This window comes from Hyunsoonleella sp. 2307UL5-6, assembly GCF_047345485.1.
Taxonomy (GTDB): Bacteria; Bacteroidota; Bacteroidia; order Flavobacteriales; family Flavobacteriaceae; genus Jejuia.
Genome location: NZ_JBLFEN010000010.1, coordinates 1 through 17,637, shown reverse-complemented (window position 1 = coordinate 17,637; position 17,637 = coordinate 1). Strand labels below are relative to the sequence as shown.

At 32.9% G+C, this 17,637-nt stretch carries 16 protein-coding genes; 9 read left to right on the top strand and 7 right to left on the bottom strand.

The features are described from left to right. Nucleotides 1-48 precede the first annotated feature (48 nt). Entirely contained in the window at nt 49-2,697 is a 2,649-nt protein-coding gene (locus ACKGJY_RS14745; RefSeq protein WP_413974668.1) for a reprolysin-like metallopeptidase, read from the top strand. A 5-nt stretch (nt 2,698-2,702) separates the two neighbouring features. On the opposite strand, the gene pth is transcribed toward ACKGJY_RS14745, so the two are convergent. The 7 genes from pth to ACKGJY_RS14710 all read right to left on the bottom strand — a co-directional run bounded on the left by pth (nt 2,703) and on the right by ACKGJY_RS14710 (nt 8,814). Beyond that, entirely contained in the window at nt 2,703-3,329 is a 627-nt protein-coding gene (gene pth / locus ACKGJY_RS14740) for an aminoacyl-tRNA hydrolase (RefSeq protein WP_413974667.1), read from the bottom strand. 80 nt (nt 3,330-3,409) lie between these two features. Beyond that, nucleotides 3,410-4,642 carry an ATP-dependent Clp protease ATP-binding subunit ClpX gene (gene clpX, locus ACKGJY_RS14735; RefSeq protein ID WP_413974666.1) on the bottom strand — a complete coding sequence of 411 codons (1,233 nt, stop codon included), beginning with the start codon at nt 4,640-4,642 and terminating at the stop codon, nt 3,410-3,412. Nucleotides 4,643-4,714: 72 nt separating this feature from the next. Continuing rightward, on the bottom strand, nt 4,715-5,389 hold the full coding sequence (clpP, locus tag ACKGJY_RS14730; RefSeq protein WP_413974665.1) for an ATP-dependent Clp endopeptidase proteolytic subunit ClpP: 675 nt from the start codon (nt 5,387-5,389) through the stop codon (nt 4,715-4,717). Between the two features lie 97 nt (nt 5,390-5,486). Further along, nucleotides 5,487-6,815 carry a trigger factor gene (gene tig, locus ACKGJY_RS14725; protein WP_413974664.1) on the bottom strand — a complete coding sequence of 443 codons (1,329 nt, stop codon included), beginning with the start codon at nt 6,813-6,815 and terminating at the stop codon, nt 5,487-5,489. 129 nt (nt 6,816-6,944) lie between these two features. Continuing rightward, a complete protein-coding gene (locus tag ACKGJY_RS14720) occupies nt 6,945-7,292 on the bottom strand; it encodes a phage holin family protein (RefSeq protein ID WP_413974663.1) in 348 nt (115 codons plus the stop codon). A 15-nt stretch (nt 7,293-7,307) separates the two neighbouring features. After that, complete coding sequence (locus ACKGJY_RS14715) at nt 7,308-8,087, bottom strand: alpha/beta fold hydrolase (RefSeq protein WP_413974662.1); 780 nt, start codon at nt 8,085-8,087, stop codon at nt 7,308-7,310. Nucleotides 8,088-8,100: 13 nt separating this feature from the next. Next, the gene (locus tag ACKGJY_RS14710; RefSeq protein ID WP_413974661.1) at nt 8,101-8,814 is read right to left on the bottom strand and encodes a pyridoxine 5'-phosphate synthase; all 714 of its coding nucleotides are present in this window, start codon (nt 8,812-8,814) and stop codon (nt 8,101-8,103) included. Nucleotides 8,815-8,902: 88 nt separating this feature from the next. Here ACKGJY_RS14710 and ACKGJY_RS14705 point away from each other — a divergent pair, with 88 nt between their 5' ends. The 8 genes from ACKGJY_RS14705 (at nt 8,903) to murI (ending at nt 17,309) form a co-directional block, all read left to right on the top strand. Continuing rightward, entirely contained in the window at nt 8,903-9,562 is a 660-nt protein-coding gene (locus ACKGJY_RS14705) for a CBS domain-containing protein (protein WP_413974660.1), read from the top strand. 2 nt (nt 9,563-9,564) lie between these two features. Continuing rightward, nucleotides 9,565-10,449 carry an NAD kinase gene (locus ACKGJY_RS14700; RefSeq protein ID WP_413974659.1) on the top strand — a complete coding sequence of 295 codons (885 nt, stop codon included), beginning with the start codon at nt 9,565-9,567 and terminating at the stop codon, nt 10,447-10,449. A 218-nt stretch (nt 10,450-10,667) separates the two neighbouring features. Continuing rightward, nucleotides 10,668-11,354 carry a DUF6089 family protein gene (locus ACKGJY_RS14695; protein ID WP_413974658.1) on the top strand — a complete coding sequence of 229 codons (687 nt, stop codon included), beginning with the start codon at nt 10,668-10,670 and terminating at the stop codon, nt 11,352-11,354. Continuing rightward, nucleotides 11,354-12,094, top strand: a complete 741-nt coding sequence (locus ACKGJY_RS14690; RefSeq protein WP_413974657.1) for an isoprenyl transferase — start codon at nt 11,354-11,356, stop codon at nt 12,092-12,094. Before ACKGJY_RS14695 ends, ACKGJY_RS14690 begins: the two co-directional genes overlap by 1 nt. A 10-nt stretch (nt 12,095-12,104) precedes the next feature. After that, nucleotides 12,105-14,717, top strand: a complete 2,613-nt coding sequence (gene bamA / locus ACKGJY_RS14685) for an outer membrane protein assembly factor BamA (RefSeq protein WP_413974656.1) — start codon at nt 12,105-12,107, stop codon at nt 14,715-14,717. 179 nt (nt 14,718-14,896) lie between these two features. Continuing rightward, nucleotides 14,897-15,922, top strand: a complete 1,026-nt coding sequence (locus tag ACKGJY_RS14680; protein ID WP_413974655.1) for an OmpH family outer membrane protein — start codon at nt 14,897-14,899, stop codon at nt 15,920-15,922. 34 nt (nt 15,923-15,956) lie between these two features. Beyond that, complete coding sequence (locus ACKGJY_RS14675; RefSeq protein WP_413974654.1) at nt 15,957-16,463, top strand: OmpH family outer membrane protein; 507 nt, start codon at nt 15,957-15,959, stop codon at nt 16,461-16,463. Between the two features lie 66 nt (nt 16,464-16,529). Further along, entirely contained in the window at nt 16,530-17,309 is a 780-nt protein-coding gene (gene murI / locus ACKGJY_RS14670; RefSeq protein ID WP_413974653.1) for a glutamate racemase, read from the top strand. Nucleotides 17,310-17,637: the final 328 nt, after the last annotated feature.

Sequence of the window (17,637 nt, the reverse complement as noted above, 5' to 3'; positions counted from 1 at the left end):
TCATTAAAATAAGCTAAATTTGTTATTAAAAGATTCCCCAATACAGTTATGAAAACAAAACTACATTATGTTTTTACAACCGCCATATTTTTAACTGCTTTTTCAATGTTTTCGCAAAACAACTTTTTTGAAAAGGTTGAAAATCAGCGAAAAGAAAATAAATTAGAACAAGCTTTAGATACGCCAACCCGTACTTATCAATTCGATTATGAAGCGTTAAGCGCAACACTTAAAAAAGCGTCAGATAAATATGCTTCAAAAGCAACTTCTATAACAATTGATTTTCCAAACATAGAAGGTGAATTAGAAACTTATCGCATTATTGAATCTTCTGTAATGCATCCAGACCTACAAGCTAAATACCCTGAAATTAAATCTTATATTGGGTATGGTATTGACAACCTCACAGCTTATCTTAGGTTTAGCATATCACCTTATAAAGGCCTTTGCGGTATTATTTTAGGAAAAACACGCACGGAAGTTTTTGAACCTTACCCAGGAAAACCAACACAGTTTTCAGTAAAAGATAAAGCTGATTTAGGTAAAATTGGTGATTTTAATTGTGAAACTTTAGATGTTGCCACCACTATAACAAACAAAAATAGTAGTTTAAAAGACGCTGATGACAGCATACATAGGCTTTATACATTAGCGCTTTCTGTAACTGGAGAATATTCTAGCTTTCACGGTGGCACTTTACCACTAGTTAATGCTGCTTTAGCTGCTACATTAACCAATGTAAACGCAGTTTTTGAAAACGACTTTAATGTAACCTTACAACTTGCTGCTGATAATGATGAGGTTATTTACCTAAATTCAAATACTGATCCTTATTCTGGGTTTAATAACTATAGTAATGAGGTACAGAATACATTAGATACTGAAATTGGAAGTGCTAATTATGATGTTGGACACCTTTTATCTGCAATTGGTTTTGATGGTAATGCAGGATGCATAGGGTGTGTATGTACTAACGGACAAAAAGGAAGTGCGTACGCGTCAGATGACAACCCAGGTGGTTTTAATTTTGATATTGATTTAGTAGCGCATGAATTAGGACACCAATTTGGTGCAAACCACACATGGACACATGATGGTAATGAGGGCACAAATGTACAAATGGAACCTGGAAGCGGCACATCTGTAATGGGTTATGCTGGTATTGCGGCATCTGCAAACATCCAGTTAAATAGCGACCCTTATTTTCATGCCATATCTATTGAACAGGTTACAAATTTTATAAAAACAACAACTTGTGCTACAGAAACTAATACTGGCAATACAACACCAATAGCAGATGCAGGACCTGACTTAACATTACCTATTGGTACTGCATTTAAGCTTAATGGAATTGGTAGTGATAGTGATGGGGACAACCTTACCTATTGTTGGGAGCAAATCAATGAAAATAATGCTAATACCATTTATCCCAATCCAAATTCTGGAGATAGCAATGCTGTTTTAGTACGATCTTTTCCTCCCAACACAAGCCCAACACGATATATTCCGAATTTATCTGATTTAAAATTTGGAGTAAATGCTAACCAATGGGAAAAAGCACCAAATGTAAGTAGAACTGCAGATTTTAGATTAACCGTAAGGGACAATAGATTAGGAGGCGCAAATAATAATCATGATGATATGCGTATAACTTTTGATCCTACTTTTGGACCTTTTGAAATAACATCGCAAAACACACCGAATATATCATGGTCTAGCGGCACTTCAGAAACTATAACTTGGAATGTAAATAACACAAACACCTTACCTGGAGCATCCAATGTAAATATTTTACTATCTGTAGATGGTGGCGTAACTTATACTGAAATTGTGAGCGATATTTCTAATAACGGAAGTCATACTCTTACCGTGCCAAATACGCCTGCAGAGTCTTGTAGAATTATGATTGCACCTACAAATAATAATTTTTTTGCCATTAACTCTGAAGACTTTTCTATTGATTTTAATGTTAGCACTACATGTACGCAATACAGCTCATCTGATAATTTAGGTATTAACATTACTGATAATACTAGTAGTTTTTCGCAAAGCCACACCATAACTATTTCTGACAGTGCTACCATAGAAGATATTAATATAGGTATGAATATCACACATAGCTATATAGGAGATTTAGGTATTGTTATAACAAGCCCTAGTAATACTGAAGTTGTATTAAAAACGTCAGATGATTGCGATTCTGAAGAAAATATAATAGGTGTTTTTGATGATAATGCCATTAGCTATAATTGTTTTAACAGCTCAAATAATATATCCCAAAAATCAATAAATGATGTTTTAGAATTATTCAATAGCGAAACTGTTTCAGGAGATTGGACTATTGATATTGGTGATTTTGCTCCGGGAGATACAGGGATATTAAATTCTTGGTTTATTGAAGTATGCCAAACCACAAGCGCACCTCTAGAAGTTACAGAGTTTTCTTTTGAAGATATCAAGCTATTCCCAAACCCAAGTGGTGGGGAATTTACTATAAAAGTAGATGCTGCCCATGCCAGAAAAGATATAAAAATTGAAGTTTTTGATGTAAGAGGAAGATTGATACATCAACAAGAATTTAAACAAACTTCTAAATTAGACGAAGTTATAAATCTACGAAATGCTCAATCTGGTATGTATATTTTGTATTTAAGTGATGAGACTAGAACTTTTGTAAAACGAATAGCTATAAAGTAAAAGTGTTATTTCCCATTAAAACTATTCATAGTATTATTTACACCTGCTAGGGCAAAAGATTTTATTAGCTCTACTGCAGTATCTAAACGTTCTGGTAATGCTCTTTGCTCTGTTTTGCTCCATTCTCCTAAAACATAATCTATTTGCCGTCCTTTACTAAATGCATCACTAATCCCGAATCTAAATCGGTTATATTTTGTAGTATTTAATTTAGCCTGAATATCTTTTAAACCATTATGTCCACCATCACTTCCTTTGGTTTTTAACCTAATGCTTCCAAAAGATAAATTTAAATCGTCTGTAATTATTAAAAGATTATCTAAAGGTATTTTTTCTTTAGTTAACCAATATGTAACAGCTTTTCCGCTAAGGTTCATAAACGTACTAGGTTTAAGACACACAAACGTTTTCCCTTTTAATTTATAAGTAGCAACGTCTCCTAACTTTAGGGTTTCAAAACTAAAATCTTCAGTTTTCGCTAAGTGATCTAGGATTTTAAATCCTATGTTATGACGTGTTTCTTCATATTTCTCGCCAATGTTTCCTAAACCAACAATTAAAAATTTTTTCATGGGATCTTGATACGCTTTGGATGTATCTGATTTAAATAATTTCAATAAAAATCTCCACATCTGTTTCACTTTTGGTAAAAGTAAAAAAGCATCCTAAATAAATTAGAATGCTTTAAGGTATATTTTATATGGCTTTATACTTAAGACACTGCTTTTAGCTTTTTAAGCGTTATTTTTGTTAGCTTATCTTCGGCATAGCTTTTAGTCACATTTAACTTCTTGTCATTACTACTAGGCAACTCAAACATGGCATCTGTTAAAATTTCTTCGCAAAGAGAGCGTAAACCTCTTGCACCTAATTTGTATTCTATAGCTTTATTTACAATAAAACCAAGAGCACCATCAGTTATGGTAAACTCAATCTCATCCATAGCAAACAGTTTTTTATACTGCTTTATTATGGCATTTTTAGGCTCGGTTAAAATTGCTCTTAGCGTATTAGCGTCTAAAGGATCCATGTGTGTTAATACTGGAAGCCTTCCAATAATCTCTGGAATTAACCCAAAATCTTTTAAATCTTTAGGGATAATATATTGTAATAAGTTTTCTTGATCTACAACATCGTCAGACATTGATGCGGCGTAACCAACAGCTTTCATATTTAAACGCTTAGAGATAACACGCTCTATACCATCAAAAGCGCCACCTGCTATAAACAAAATATTTTCAGTATTCACTTCAATAAATTTCTGATCAGGATGTTTTCTTCCACCTTTTGGCGGTACATTAACAACTGTACCTTCTAAAAGTTTCAATAATGCTTGCTGTACGCCTTCTCCAGAAACGTCTCTTGTTATAGAGGGATTATCACTTTTACGAGCAATTTTATCTATTTCATCTATAAAAACGATACCCTTTTCTGCTTTTTCTAAATTATAATCTGCTGCTTGCAATAAACGCGTTAAAATACTTTCTACATCCTCTCCTACATAACCTGCTTCTGTAAGTACTGTAGCATCAACGATTGCTAAAGGCACATTTAACATTCTAGCTACAGTTTTAGCCATTAATGTTTTACCTGTACCGGTTTGCCCAACCATTACAATATTACTTTTTTGAATTTCAATATCGTCATTAGTAGGCGGCTGTAACAAACGTTTGTAGTGATTGTATACCGCAACAGACATCACTTTCTTAGTTAGCTCTTGACCTATTATATACTCGTCTAAAAACGATTTAATTTGTTGTGGCTTTCTAAGTTTTAATTCAGCAGACAAATCATTCGTATCGTTTTGTTTAGATTCCTCTACAACAATACCATGCGCTTGCTCTATACACCTATCGCAAATATGTGCATCTAAACCTGCTATTAATAAATTAGTTTCTGGCTTTTTTCGACCACAAAACGAACATTCTAATTCTTCTTTTGCCATTAATCAATTAAATTTGAGAGCTATAAATTTTAATTTTTACAACCGTTAGGACTGGTAAAAGTACGATTTTATTTAATTCCTTGCTAATATCTCGTCTATCATGCCGTATTCCTTAGCTTTGTCGGCTTTCATCCAATAGTCTCTATCACTATCTTCATATACTTTGTCGTAATCTTGCCCCGAATGCTTACTAATTATTTGATAAAGTTCTTCCTTAAGGGTTAAAATTTCTTTTGCAGTAATCTCAATATCACTAGCTTGACCTTGCGCACCACCCATTGGTTGGTGAATCATAACTCTTGAATGTGTTAATCCGCTTCGCTTACCTTTTTCGCCTGCACATAATAATACTGCTCCCATAGAAGCTGCCATTCCTGTACAAATAGTAGCTACATCTGGTTTAATAAATTGCATCGTATCATAAATACCTAAACCTGCATAAACACTACCTCCAGGAGAGTTGATGTAAATTTGTATATCTTTTGAAGCATCAACACTTTCTAAAAACAGCAGTTGTGCTTGAATAATATTTGCTACTTGATCGTTAATTCCTGTGCCAAGAAATATGATACGATCCATCATTAAACGTGAGAACACATCAAAAATTGCAATATTCATTTGACGCTCTTCTATAATATTTGGAGTAAGATTGGTAGGGTACATACTACTAATAATTTTATTGTAATATGTGCTACTAATACCTTGATCTTTTGTTGCGAATTTTTCGAATTCTTTAGCGTAATCCATAGTAGGGCTTATCGTTTTAATTGTAAGATATTTTTAAATAAAATGCGCTTGAATTATAAATAATTCAAGCGCATAAATATAATGAATTATTATTTGATTATTTGTCGCCGTAAACTTCTTTAACAAACTTTTCGTAACTCAATTCTTTTACTTTTAAGTTTGCTTTTTCTTTATAGACTCCAATTAATTTTTGACTTATTAATTGTTCAGAAATTCTACGAGCTTCTTCTTGATTTCCAAGCACTCTTGCAGCAACACCCTCAAGCTCTTCATCTGTTGGATTCATCTGTCCAAATTGAGCCATTTGTGCTTTAATCATTTCTTTGGCATGTCCTTTTATATCTTCAACAGTGACTTCAACATTATTATCCTGTATCAATTTACCTTCTATCAACTGATATCTTAGACTCTTCTCAGATTTCTCATATTCTTCCTTTGCCTGTGCTTCATCCATTTCTTTTTCACCAGCAGTTTGCATCCATTTTGTTAAAAATTCCGCAGGTAAATCAAATTTTGTGTTTTCTACTAAATATTCAGTAACATCATTTAATAACTTTTGGTCAGATTGTTGCTTGAACTGCTTCTCAGCATCGTCTTTTATTTTAGTTTTTAATTCTGTTACAGATGTTACATCTTTATTTGGAAATAACTTGTCAAATAATTCTTGATCTAAATCTGCTAATTCTCTTTTGTTAATTCCAGAGATTGTAAATGTTACTTCAATGTCTAAACCATGAGCATCACCATGCTCTATTTTTAATGCATGCATTAAATCATGATCATCTTCAAACAATCCTTTTGTTTGTAGCACAATAACATCACCAACCTTTGCGCCAACAAATTGCTTAGCTGTTGCCTTACCTTTAAACTTATCTAAAGTAAGCGTTACAGTATTATCAATGTCGCTTTCTTCGTTTTTATAAGCACCTGTAATCTCACTATCTTTTTCAACAATATCTTGTGGTACTAATTTACCATATTGCTTTTGGATACGCTCTATTTGCTCATCAATCATTTTATCATCAGCAACAATATTATAATGCGTAATTGATTTTTTTCCTTTTAAATTCACATCAAATTCTGGTGCTAAGCCCAATTCAAATTCAAAAGAAAAACCATCTTCATCCCAATTTATATCATCTTGAGGTTTTGGTAATGGTTGCCCTAAAACGTCTAGTTTTTCTTCAGTAAGATATTTATTTAACGCATCTTGCAACAACTTGTTTACCTCATCTACCAATACTGCTTTACCATATTGCTTTTTCACCATTCCCATTGGCACGTGCCCTTTTCTAAATCCTGGTATGTTAGCTGTTTTACGGTAGTCTGTTAAGATTTTTTCAACTTTATCGCTATAATCTTCTTTAGCGATATCTACTTTTACTACCGCATTTAATGCATCTACGTTTTCTCTTGTAATATTCATAGTAATAATATGAGCCTTTAAGGCGTTTAATAATAGGGTTTAAATCCCCTATGCTTCTTAATTAAAATTGGGATGCAAAAATATAATATTTTTTGCATCCCAACAAAGTTTTAATTGCCTGATTTTAAGCTATTTTTTATCTTCTTTTAAAAGCGAATGTAGTATAGATTGAAGTATGGACAGTAACACACCAAAAATAAGTGCCCACCAAAAATTAGCTACTGAAAAACCATCTATAAGTTTATCTGCTATAAGTATAATTACGGCATTAATAACCAACAGAAAAAGCCCTAGTGTTACTATTGTAGCTGGTAATGTAAAAATTACCAAAATAGGTTTTACAAGTAAGTTTAAGATAGAAAGTACAATAGCAACTATTATAGCGCCAACATAACCCTCTACATTTATACCAGAGAGTAAGTGTGCTAATATAAAAACAGCTATGGCATTCAGTAATAATTTTAAAATTAACTTCATAGTTTTTAATTTTGATTATGAATTTACAAAATTTAATACAGCTTCAAAAAAGTCTTTAGGATTCTCAGCGTGTAACCAGTGGCCAGCATTTGAAATTGTTGCAATTTCAACATTTGAAAAATGATTTTTTATAATACGTTCATCCTCAGCTCCTATATACTCTGAGCGGTCTCCGCGCACAAACAGGGTTTCTTTTTTAAATCTGGCATAGCTTGGTAGAGCCTCTCCAACTTCTGCAACTTCATGTTGTAACACCTTTAAATTGATACGCAACCCAAGTTTTCCTTTTTCTACCCAATACAAGTTTTTTAATAAAAATTGTCGAACACCAGCCTCTGAAACATAGCTACTCAAAGCCTTATCAGCTGCTCCCCTACTTTTTAATTCATTAAAATCTAACGCAGCTAATCCGTTTAATATACTATCATGATGTACAGGATAAAATCTTGGAGAAATGTCGGCTACTATTAACTTTGATACAAATTCTGGGTATTCTGTTACAAATAACATGGCGGTTTTGCCACCCATAGAATGGCCTAAAAGAATAATATCTTCAAGCTGTTTAGCTTCACAATAATTTTTTAAATCTTCTGCTAGCACCTCATAATTAAAAGCTGTATCATGAAAGCTATGTCCGTGATTACGTTGGTCTACCAAATGCACTTCATATCCTAATTCGGCAAAATTTTTCCCGTGAGTTTTCCAATTATCACTCATACCTAAAAACCCATGTAGAATTACAAATGGTTTTCCTGCACCTAATATATTTGAATGTAAAATATGTTTCTCTATCACGAATACGCTAAATTTATTTTAATTTTTGCAAATACATTTGCACTACATTTTCCACACCTAAATACAAACTTTCAGCAACTAAAGCATGCCCTATTGAAACCTCTAAAAGCCCAGGGATGTTTTCTTTAAAAAACTTAATATTTTCTAGTGATAAATCGTGTCCTGCATTAATACCCAAATCTAATGAATTTGCTAAAACTGCACTTTCTGTATATGCTTTTATACTATTTTTATTACCTAAACCGTATTGGTGCGCAAAACCCTCAGTGTATAACTCTATTCTGTCTGTACCTGTAGCTTTCGCACCTTCAATTTGCTGTAAAACAGGATCTACAAAAATAGATGTTCTTATCCCATTATTTTTAAACTCTGTAATCACATCAACTAAAAAATCTTTATGCTTAACAGTGTCCCAACCTGCATTACTTGTTATAGCATCCTCTGCGTCAGGTACAAGAGTAACTTGCGTTGGTTTCACTTCTAATACCAAATCCATAAATGATTGAATTGGGTTTCCTTCAATATTATATTCTGTATAAACTTCTGGTTTTAAATCTCGCGCATCTTGATAACGAATATGTCGCTCATCTGGTCGTGGATGTATTGTAATACCTTCTGCACCAAAACGCTGTACATCTTTTGCAAATTGTACTACATTTGGCACATCGCCACCACGAGAGTTTCGTAATGTTGCAATCTTATTAATATTTACACTTAACTTTGCCATTAATTATGTTTTAAAGCACAAAAATACAAACTAGAACAGGCTTAAGTAGCTTTTTTTTGATTAATTTGCATTGTATTAAACCTTATTCATGAGACTTCAAGAATTTTTAATAAACGACATAAAACCCTTAAGTAGTGGGAGTAAAATAGGAGAACTTCAAGAACTCTTCAACCAACTTACATATTCGCATATTCCTATTAAAGACACTAATGATGTTTTTGCAGGCACTTTTTTTGAGACTGATGTACATTGTTTTGATAGTGAAAAATTGATAAGTGATTATTTATATAGTTTAGAGGATTTTTATGTTAAAGAAAGTACAATGTGGCTAGATGTTTTAGAAGCTTTCGCTAAAAACTCAGCCAATATTATGCCTGTATTAAATGAAAAAGGAAATTATATTGGGTATTATGAACTTAATGATGTTATTGGCTTATTTAATGAATCTCCATTTTTTTATGAAGCTGGTGGTGTTTTAGTGGTTGAAAAAGGTATTAATGATTATTCGTTTAGTGAAATAAGTCAGATTGTAGAATCTAACAATGGAAAACTCTTAGGCGCATTTATCTCTAAAATGCAAAACGATATTGTACAGGTTACTTTAAAAATAAGTAATACCAGTTTAAATGATGTTATACAAACCTTTAGACGCTATAGTTACAATATAGCCTCAGGACACGAAGAAGATAGTTTTACACAAAGCTTAAAAGAGCGTTCAGATTATTTGAATAAATATTTAAACATGTAATTATGAAGTTAGCCGTTTTTGGACGTTTTAATAATAAGTACACACTTACATCTGTAGATACACTTTTAAACTATGTATCAAAAAAAGATGTAGATATTTTTATAGAAGCTGAATTTTCTGAACTTATAAAATCTGTTTCTACAAAACGTAAATTTTACAGCACATTTGAAACCTTTGAAACACTAGACGAATCGTTTGATTTACTGGTAAGCATTGGTGGAGACGGCACTATTTTAAGAGCCATAACTTTTGTAATGGAGTTAGATATACCTATAGTTGGGATAAATACAGGAAGACTAGGTTTTTTAGCAACCATACAAGTTGAAGATATTGAGAAAGCGGTACAAAACATTATAGATGGTAAGTATAAAATTTCTGAACGCAGTTTGCTTAGTGTAGAAACAGCACCTGAAAATAGTGATATCTTAGAGTTAAATTTTGCATTAAATGAAATAGCAGTAAGTAGAAAAAACACGACTTCTATGATTACTGTAGAAACACTTTTAGACGGGCAATATTTAACATCATACTGGAGTGATGGTTTAATTGTATCCACACCAACAGGCTCTACAGGTTACTCTTTAAGTTGTGGCGGCCCAGTGATTACCCCTGGTGCAAATAGTTTTGTTTTAACACCTATTGCGCCACATAATTTAAGCGCAAGGCCTTTAATTATACCAGATTCTACCGAAATTCAATTAAGAGTTAGTGGTCGTGAGGAGCAACATTTAGTGTCTTTAGACTCTAGAATAGCAACATTAGATAACGGTACAATTATAACTATAAGAAAAGCGGACTTTAAAATTAAAATGATTGACTTATTAGATGAAAGCTTTTTAAAAACCCTTCGTAAAAAAATGCTTTGGGGTGAAGACAATCGTAATTAGATTTAAGTAGTATTACTAGCAGATAGTAATGTGCTAGGTGTTACAGTGGATAGTCCACAACTTGGGGATTCACTTACCAGCGATACCGTGGGTAGGTAGGCACCCTAAATGTATTAATAAACAATAATTGCACATAAAATCTGTTTTACACCTATACTATTTCAATCAAATTGTAATAGGCTCGTCTTATTTATTATATTTGCAAACTTTAAATAGCTATGCGGCACGTAAACGTATTAATAATTAGCTTGTTAACGCTACAACTCAGCTTCTCTCAAATCAATGAAATTGGTGTATTTGTGGGAGGCAGTAACTTTATTGGAGATGTTGGCGCTACTGATTATATTTCTCCAAACCAAGCGGCTTTTGGCGCAATTTATAAGTGGAATAGAAGTTCTAGACATTCCTACAGGGTTTCTATGATTTTTTCTGAACTTGAAGGCATTGATTTAAATTCTGACGACCCTAGGCGACAACAACGCGGTTTTAGTTTTAATAATAGTATTTTTGAAATTTCGGCAGGTATGGAATTTACCTTTTTAGATTTTAACTTACATAGTGGAAAACCCGTTGCAACTCCCTACTTATATACTGGTATAAGCATAGCAAGGCACGATAATAACTTTTTTAGTAACGGTACTCTAACTTCTGAAAATAGTGAAAGTTGGGCGTATGGTATACCCATGGTTTTAGGCTTTAAAGCACGCTTAATTGATAAATTTATTATAGGTTTAGAAGTTGGTGCGCGCTATACTTTTTCTGATGAAATTGATGGTAGTATCCCTGATGCAGATTTTAGACAACAGTTCCGTTTTGGAAACATAAATAATAACGACTGGTATGTATTTTCGGGCATTACCCTTACCTATACCTTTGGAGAAAACCCTTGCTATTGTATTAACTAATGGATTTAAAGAACGATATATTACTTGAAGCTTTACCTAAACACATTGCTATAATTATGGATGGCAATGGGCGTTGGGCAAAACAAAAAGGCATGTTGCGCGCTTTTGGACATGAAAATGGTACAAAATCGGTAAGACATGTTGTTGAAACCTCAGCAGAATTAGGTATACAAAATTTAACACTATATGCATTTTCTACAGAGAATTGGAAACGCCCAAAACTAGAAGTAAAAACATTGATGAAATTGTTAATTTCATCATTAAAAAAAGAGATAAAAACACTTCAAGATAACAACATAAAATTAACAGCTATTGGTAACTTAAACCTACTACCAACAAAGGTTCATAAAGAACTATCTGAAGTTATGGACAATACTAAGGATAATTCAAGGATGACCTTAACTTTAGCATTAAGTTATGGCTCTAGAGAGGAATTAATAAACACTGTTAAAGAAATTAGTAATAAAGTTAAAAATAACATAATTTCGCCCGAAGCTATTGATGAATCCATTATAAATAAGCATCTTTACACGCAAAATTTACCAGACGTAGACTTGCTTATTAGAACAAGTGGAGAACAACGTATTAGTAATTTTTTGCTTTGGCAAATAGCTTACGCAGAGTTGTATTTTACAGATACCCTTTGGCCAGATTTTACAAAACAAGACTTGTATAAAGCTATTATAGAATATCAAAAAAGAGAACGACGATTTGGGAAAACAAGTGAACAACTTAGCTAATACATTTCTTTTGAAAACTTACCTAAAACAATACCTTGCAATATGTTTTATTGCACTTAGCTTTACTCTACAAGCACAGGATATAGAATTTGAGAATGGCAAAACCTATACTATAGGTGGTGTTACAGCCACTGGAGACACCAGCTTTAATGAGCAAACTATTGTAGCATACTCTGGTTTAAAAAAGGGAAAACAAATTAAAATACCCGGAGAAACTATTGCAAATGCCATAAAAAAACTATGGGGATCTAAACTTTTTAGCGATATAGAAATATACCTTAAAAATGTAGAAGGAAATACGGCTTTTTTAGAAATTAAGTTGTCTGATTTACCACAGCTAATTGACGTGAAAGTTACTGGTGTAAAAAAAGGTAAGGTTGAAGGTATTATAAAAGACAACAAACTTAAAAAAGGAGTAAAAGTTACAGAAAACCTAATAACCACTACAAAAAACTTCCTAGAGAAAAAATACAGAAAAGATGGTTTTTATAATGCAAAAGTTAACATAAATACTATTGAAATAAAAGACACCATACAAAAAGCAAGGGTAAATATGGTAGTGGCCATTGATAAAGGCGAAAAGGTAAAAATTAGAGATATTATATTTGAAGGAGATTCTGCTTTAAAAGAAAAAGTGCTTAGAAAAGCTATGAAAAGCACTAAAAAAATTAACCGCCTACGGATTTTAAAACGTTCTAAATTTATAGATTCAGCATATCAAGCAGATTTAGCTAGTGTTGTAGACAAATATGCCGAAAACGGGTACCGTGATGCACGTATACTTTCAGACAGTATAAGTGTAAATGATGATAAAACCATATCGTTACATATTAAAGTAGAAGAAGGTGATCTTTATAAATTTGGCAAAATTAATTTTATAGGAAATACTGTTTACTCAGACGAGCAATTAGACAGATATATAAGAATTAAAGAAGGCGAAACCTACAACGGCGTTATGTTACAAAAACGCATACAGGACAATAGTAAGCCTGATGGTGATGATATTGCAAACTTATATCAAAACAATGGATATTTATTTTCATCAATAAGTCCTGTTGAGGTTAGTGCTGAAAACAATGTTATAGATTTAGAAATTAGAATTTCTGAAGGAAAACCAGCCTATTTTAATAATGTTTCGGTTATTGGAAACGACAGAACAAATGACCATGTTGTTTACCGTGAGTTAAGAACAAGACCTGGACAATTGTACAGTAAAGCTGATGTAGTTAGAACAGTTCGAGAACTAGGGCAATTGGGCTTTTTTGATGCCCAAGAAATTGCACCTGATTTTAAAAACCCTAATCCTAATGAAGGAACCATTGACATGGAATTTTCTGTTAAAGAAACAGGATCTAGTCAAATTGAATTACAAGGTGGTTACGGTGGTGGTGGCTTTATAGGTACACTTGGGTTATCTTTCAATAACTTCTCAATTAAGGATATTTTTAATAAAAAAGCGTATAGGCCAGTTCCAATGGGAGATGGTCAAAAACTAGCACTACGTTTACAAGCTAGTCAATTCTTCCAAACCTATAGTTTTTCATTTTCCGAACCTTGGTTAGGCGGTAAACGTCCTGTACAATTTTCTGTATCATTATCGCATACTAAACAATTTCAGTTTAATGCATTTGATCCTAACGTGAGAAACAGAAGGCCTGACAGAAGTAGAAGTTTTAATATTACAGGGATAACGCTAGGTTTAGCTAAAAGACTAACAGTACCTGATAACTTTTTCACCTTGTCTCAAGCTTTAAGTTATCAAGTATATGACTTAAATAACTTTAATACACAGTTGTTTAGCTTTGGTGATGGTAGTTCAAAAAACTTATCATATACTTTTGGATTAACCAGAAACAACACACGTATAGATCCTATTTTCCCAACAGGAGGATCTAATTTTTCTGTTACAGCTAAGTTTTCACCGCCTTGGTCTCTATTTGATGGTGTAGATTATTCAGCATTACTAGACGAACAAAATGAAAACCGACAAATAATTAATAATTTAAGAACAAACCAAAATCCAACAGCTCAAGAAACTGCTGCAGGAAACGAAGCTTCTGCAAGAATAAGTGAAATAGACCAAGAACGTTTTGATTGGTTAGAATTTTACAAAATCAACTTTAAAGCAGATTGGTATACAGAATTAACCAAAAACTTTGTATTAAGACCAAGTGTAGAATTTGGTTTATTAGGTGCGTACAATAACGACAGAGGTGTTATTCCTTTTGAACGCTTTTTTGTAGGTGGTGATGGTTTAGGAAATTTTGCGCTAGATGGTAGACAGATAGTACAGTTAAGAGGATACCCTAACCAATCCTTATCTACACAAGATGGTGGAAGTATTTATAATAAATTCTCTTTAGAGTTAAGATATCCCGTAACATTGAAAGCTTCTGCAAAAATTTATGCCTTAGGATTTTTAGAAGGCGGAAACTCATATAATAACTTTAGAGACTTTAATCCGTTTGAAATTAAACGCTCTGCAGGTTTAGGTGTAAGAATATTTATGCCAGCATTTGGACTACTTGGTATAGACTTTGGCCATCGTTTTGATGACATACCAGGGCAACCAGGATCAAGTGGTGCTTGGGAAACACACTTTATAATCGGACAACAATTCTAATGTAAATTATACTTTGGCACGATATTTTCTAATAACCTTTTGATGATTTGAATGAGAATTAAAATTTTTAAGATTAAATTTCGTTAATTTTGGAGATACAATTCAAAGGAGTGACAGGAAAACATAAATCATCTGTCGTTTTTAGAATTTATAAAACTATAAATTAAACTATTACACAGATGCAAAAAAACGTTCTTTTTTTATTGATATTAGTTGTTATGCTAAGCGTTTCTGTTAATGCACAACGCGGTGTACGTATAGCGTATATAGATACGGAGTATATTTTAGAAAACGTTCCTGAATACCAAGAAGCTATGTCTCAATTAGACACCAAGGCTCAAAAATGGAAAAATGAAATTCAAGGTAAACTTTCTGAAATTTCTCAAAAACGTAAAGATTTAAGTAACGAGAAGGTACTATTAACAAACGAGCTTATTGAAGAACGTGAAGAAGATATCACCTTTGAAGAAAAGGAAATTTTAGATTATCAACAAAAACGATTTGGCCCTAATGGTGATTTAATTATTCAACAAAAACGATTAATGCAACCTATACAAGATCAAATTTTTGCTGCAGTTCAAGATATGGCATCTAGTAGGAAATATGATTTTATTTTTGATAAGTCGGCAGATGTAGTAATGTTATATTCGGCAGAACGTTTTGATATAAGTGAACAAGTTTTAAGAGCTATAACAAGATCTTCAAAACGAAGACAAACGCAAAATAAGGCAGAACGAAAAGCTGCTGAAGCAGAAGAAGCAGTACCAGAAATTAATGAAGAACAAGAAGCTAGAGAAGCAGCTCTAGAAGAGAAAAAAGCTGCTAGAGAAAGTGCAGTTGAAAAACGCAGACAAGAAATACTAGCGGCAAGAGAAGCTAAGAAAAAAGAAGCTGATGCAAGACGCCAAAAAATATTAGAAGATCGTGAAAAAGCAAAACAAGCTAAAATAGATGCTAGAAATAAAGCAACAGCCTCGAATACAGATAATGAAGCTACAAAAACAGACAGCACTACTAATACAGCAACAGATACCACGGCTAAAACGAGAGAAGAACTAATAGAAGAAAACAGAAAAAAGAAGTTAGCCGAAAGAGAAGCTCGTAAAAAGGCTCTTGAAGCAAAGAAAAAGAAAATTATAGAAGATAGAAAAAAAGCACTTGAGGCAAAACAAAAACAAAGAGACAGCATAAACAATAATAAATAAACTAAAATTATAACACATTAATACTATTTTGAAAATGAAACATTTAAAATCAATTTTATTCGCAACTGCTTTATGTATAGGTATGGTTAGTTTTGTTGGGGCGCAAAGCAAAATTGCACATATAAACACCCAAGAACTAATTCAAGCTATGCCAGAAATGGCACAAGCCAAAACACAATTAGAAACACTTTCTAAAACGTATCAAACAGAGTTACAAAGTTTAGGAGCAGAATTCCAAAAGAAAGTGGAGCTTTATGATAAAGAAGCTGCAACAAAAACTAAGGAAGAAAACACTACACGTGCAAAAGAGGTGCAAACTATGGAGCAAAGTATCCGTGAATACCAGCAAAAAGCACAACAAGATTTACAGAAAAAAGAGTTTGATTTATTAAAGCCTATTACAGAGAAAGCTAAAGCTAAAATTTTAGAAGTAGCAAGAGCACAAGGTTATGAATATGTATTAGACTCCTCTCAAGGTGTTACTATCATGGCAGATGGCAAAAACTTACTAGATGATGTAAAAAAATCTTTAGGGATTTAATCTACCCACATAAATAACTTACTTAAAGCTGCTTTTAACGAAGTAGCTTTTTTATTTTTGTTACCTATGAGTTCTAATCCTATTGGTATTTTCGATTCTGGTGTTGGTGGCACTTCTATTTGGAAGGAAATCCACCAATTATTACCTCATGAACATACCATATATCTTTCAGATAGTGTAAACGCGCCTTATGGCCCAAAGGGTAAAGAGACCATTACAGCATTAAGTATAAAAAACACCGAACTCTTACTTAAAAAAGGCTGTAAGCTTATTGTTGTAGCTTGTAATACAGCAACAACTAACGCCATTAATTATTTACGACAACACTATAACGTACCCTTTATAGGTATTGAGCCCGCTATTAAACCTGCAGCGCTACACACAAAAACCAATGCGGTTGGTATTTTAGCTACTAAAGGCACATTAAGTAGTGCGTTATTTTCTAAAACTTCGGGTGAGTTTGCACAACATATAAACGTTATTGAACGTGAAGGCAAAGGCATTGTGGAACTTATTGAACGTGGAAAATTACATTCGGAAACCATGAAATCGCTTTTAACCGTTTATTTAGAGCCTATGATTAAGGCCAATATTGATTATTTAGTTTTAGGATGCACGCATTACCCATATTTAACCCCTATACTCTCAGAATTACTTCCTAATCACGTAAGAATCATTGACTCTGGTGCAGCTGTAGCGCGACAAACTCAAGCTATTCTTAACGAGAATAGTTTACTAAACACAAGCTTAATACCCGCTAAAAATGAATTTTATACTAATGGTGATCCAGAGGTTATAAGATCTCTTTTGGGCGGTGATTTTGATGTGGAATATCTAAATTTTTGATGATATCTAACCGAAGACAGAAAGCTTTTTGGTGGCTAAATACATTAAAAACTACTAGACATACTTATCATTTTTTATGAAAGTTTAATTAGATTTACAAGAGTTTAACAAGTGAAAAGTCCGTATATCTTGACTTGTATGCTGGATATGGTTAATAAAAGTTAGTATATTATAAAGTTGTGCATAATGTCCAAAATGACGCAAGAATTAACAGAAATAGAATTTAAAAACAGCATTGGTAATGGAATGACGGACATTACCGAAATTGAAATTGATGAGCCGATTGAGATTTGGGATTATGTGGCAAAATTGACCGAAAATCAGGTAG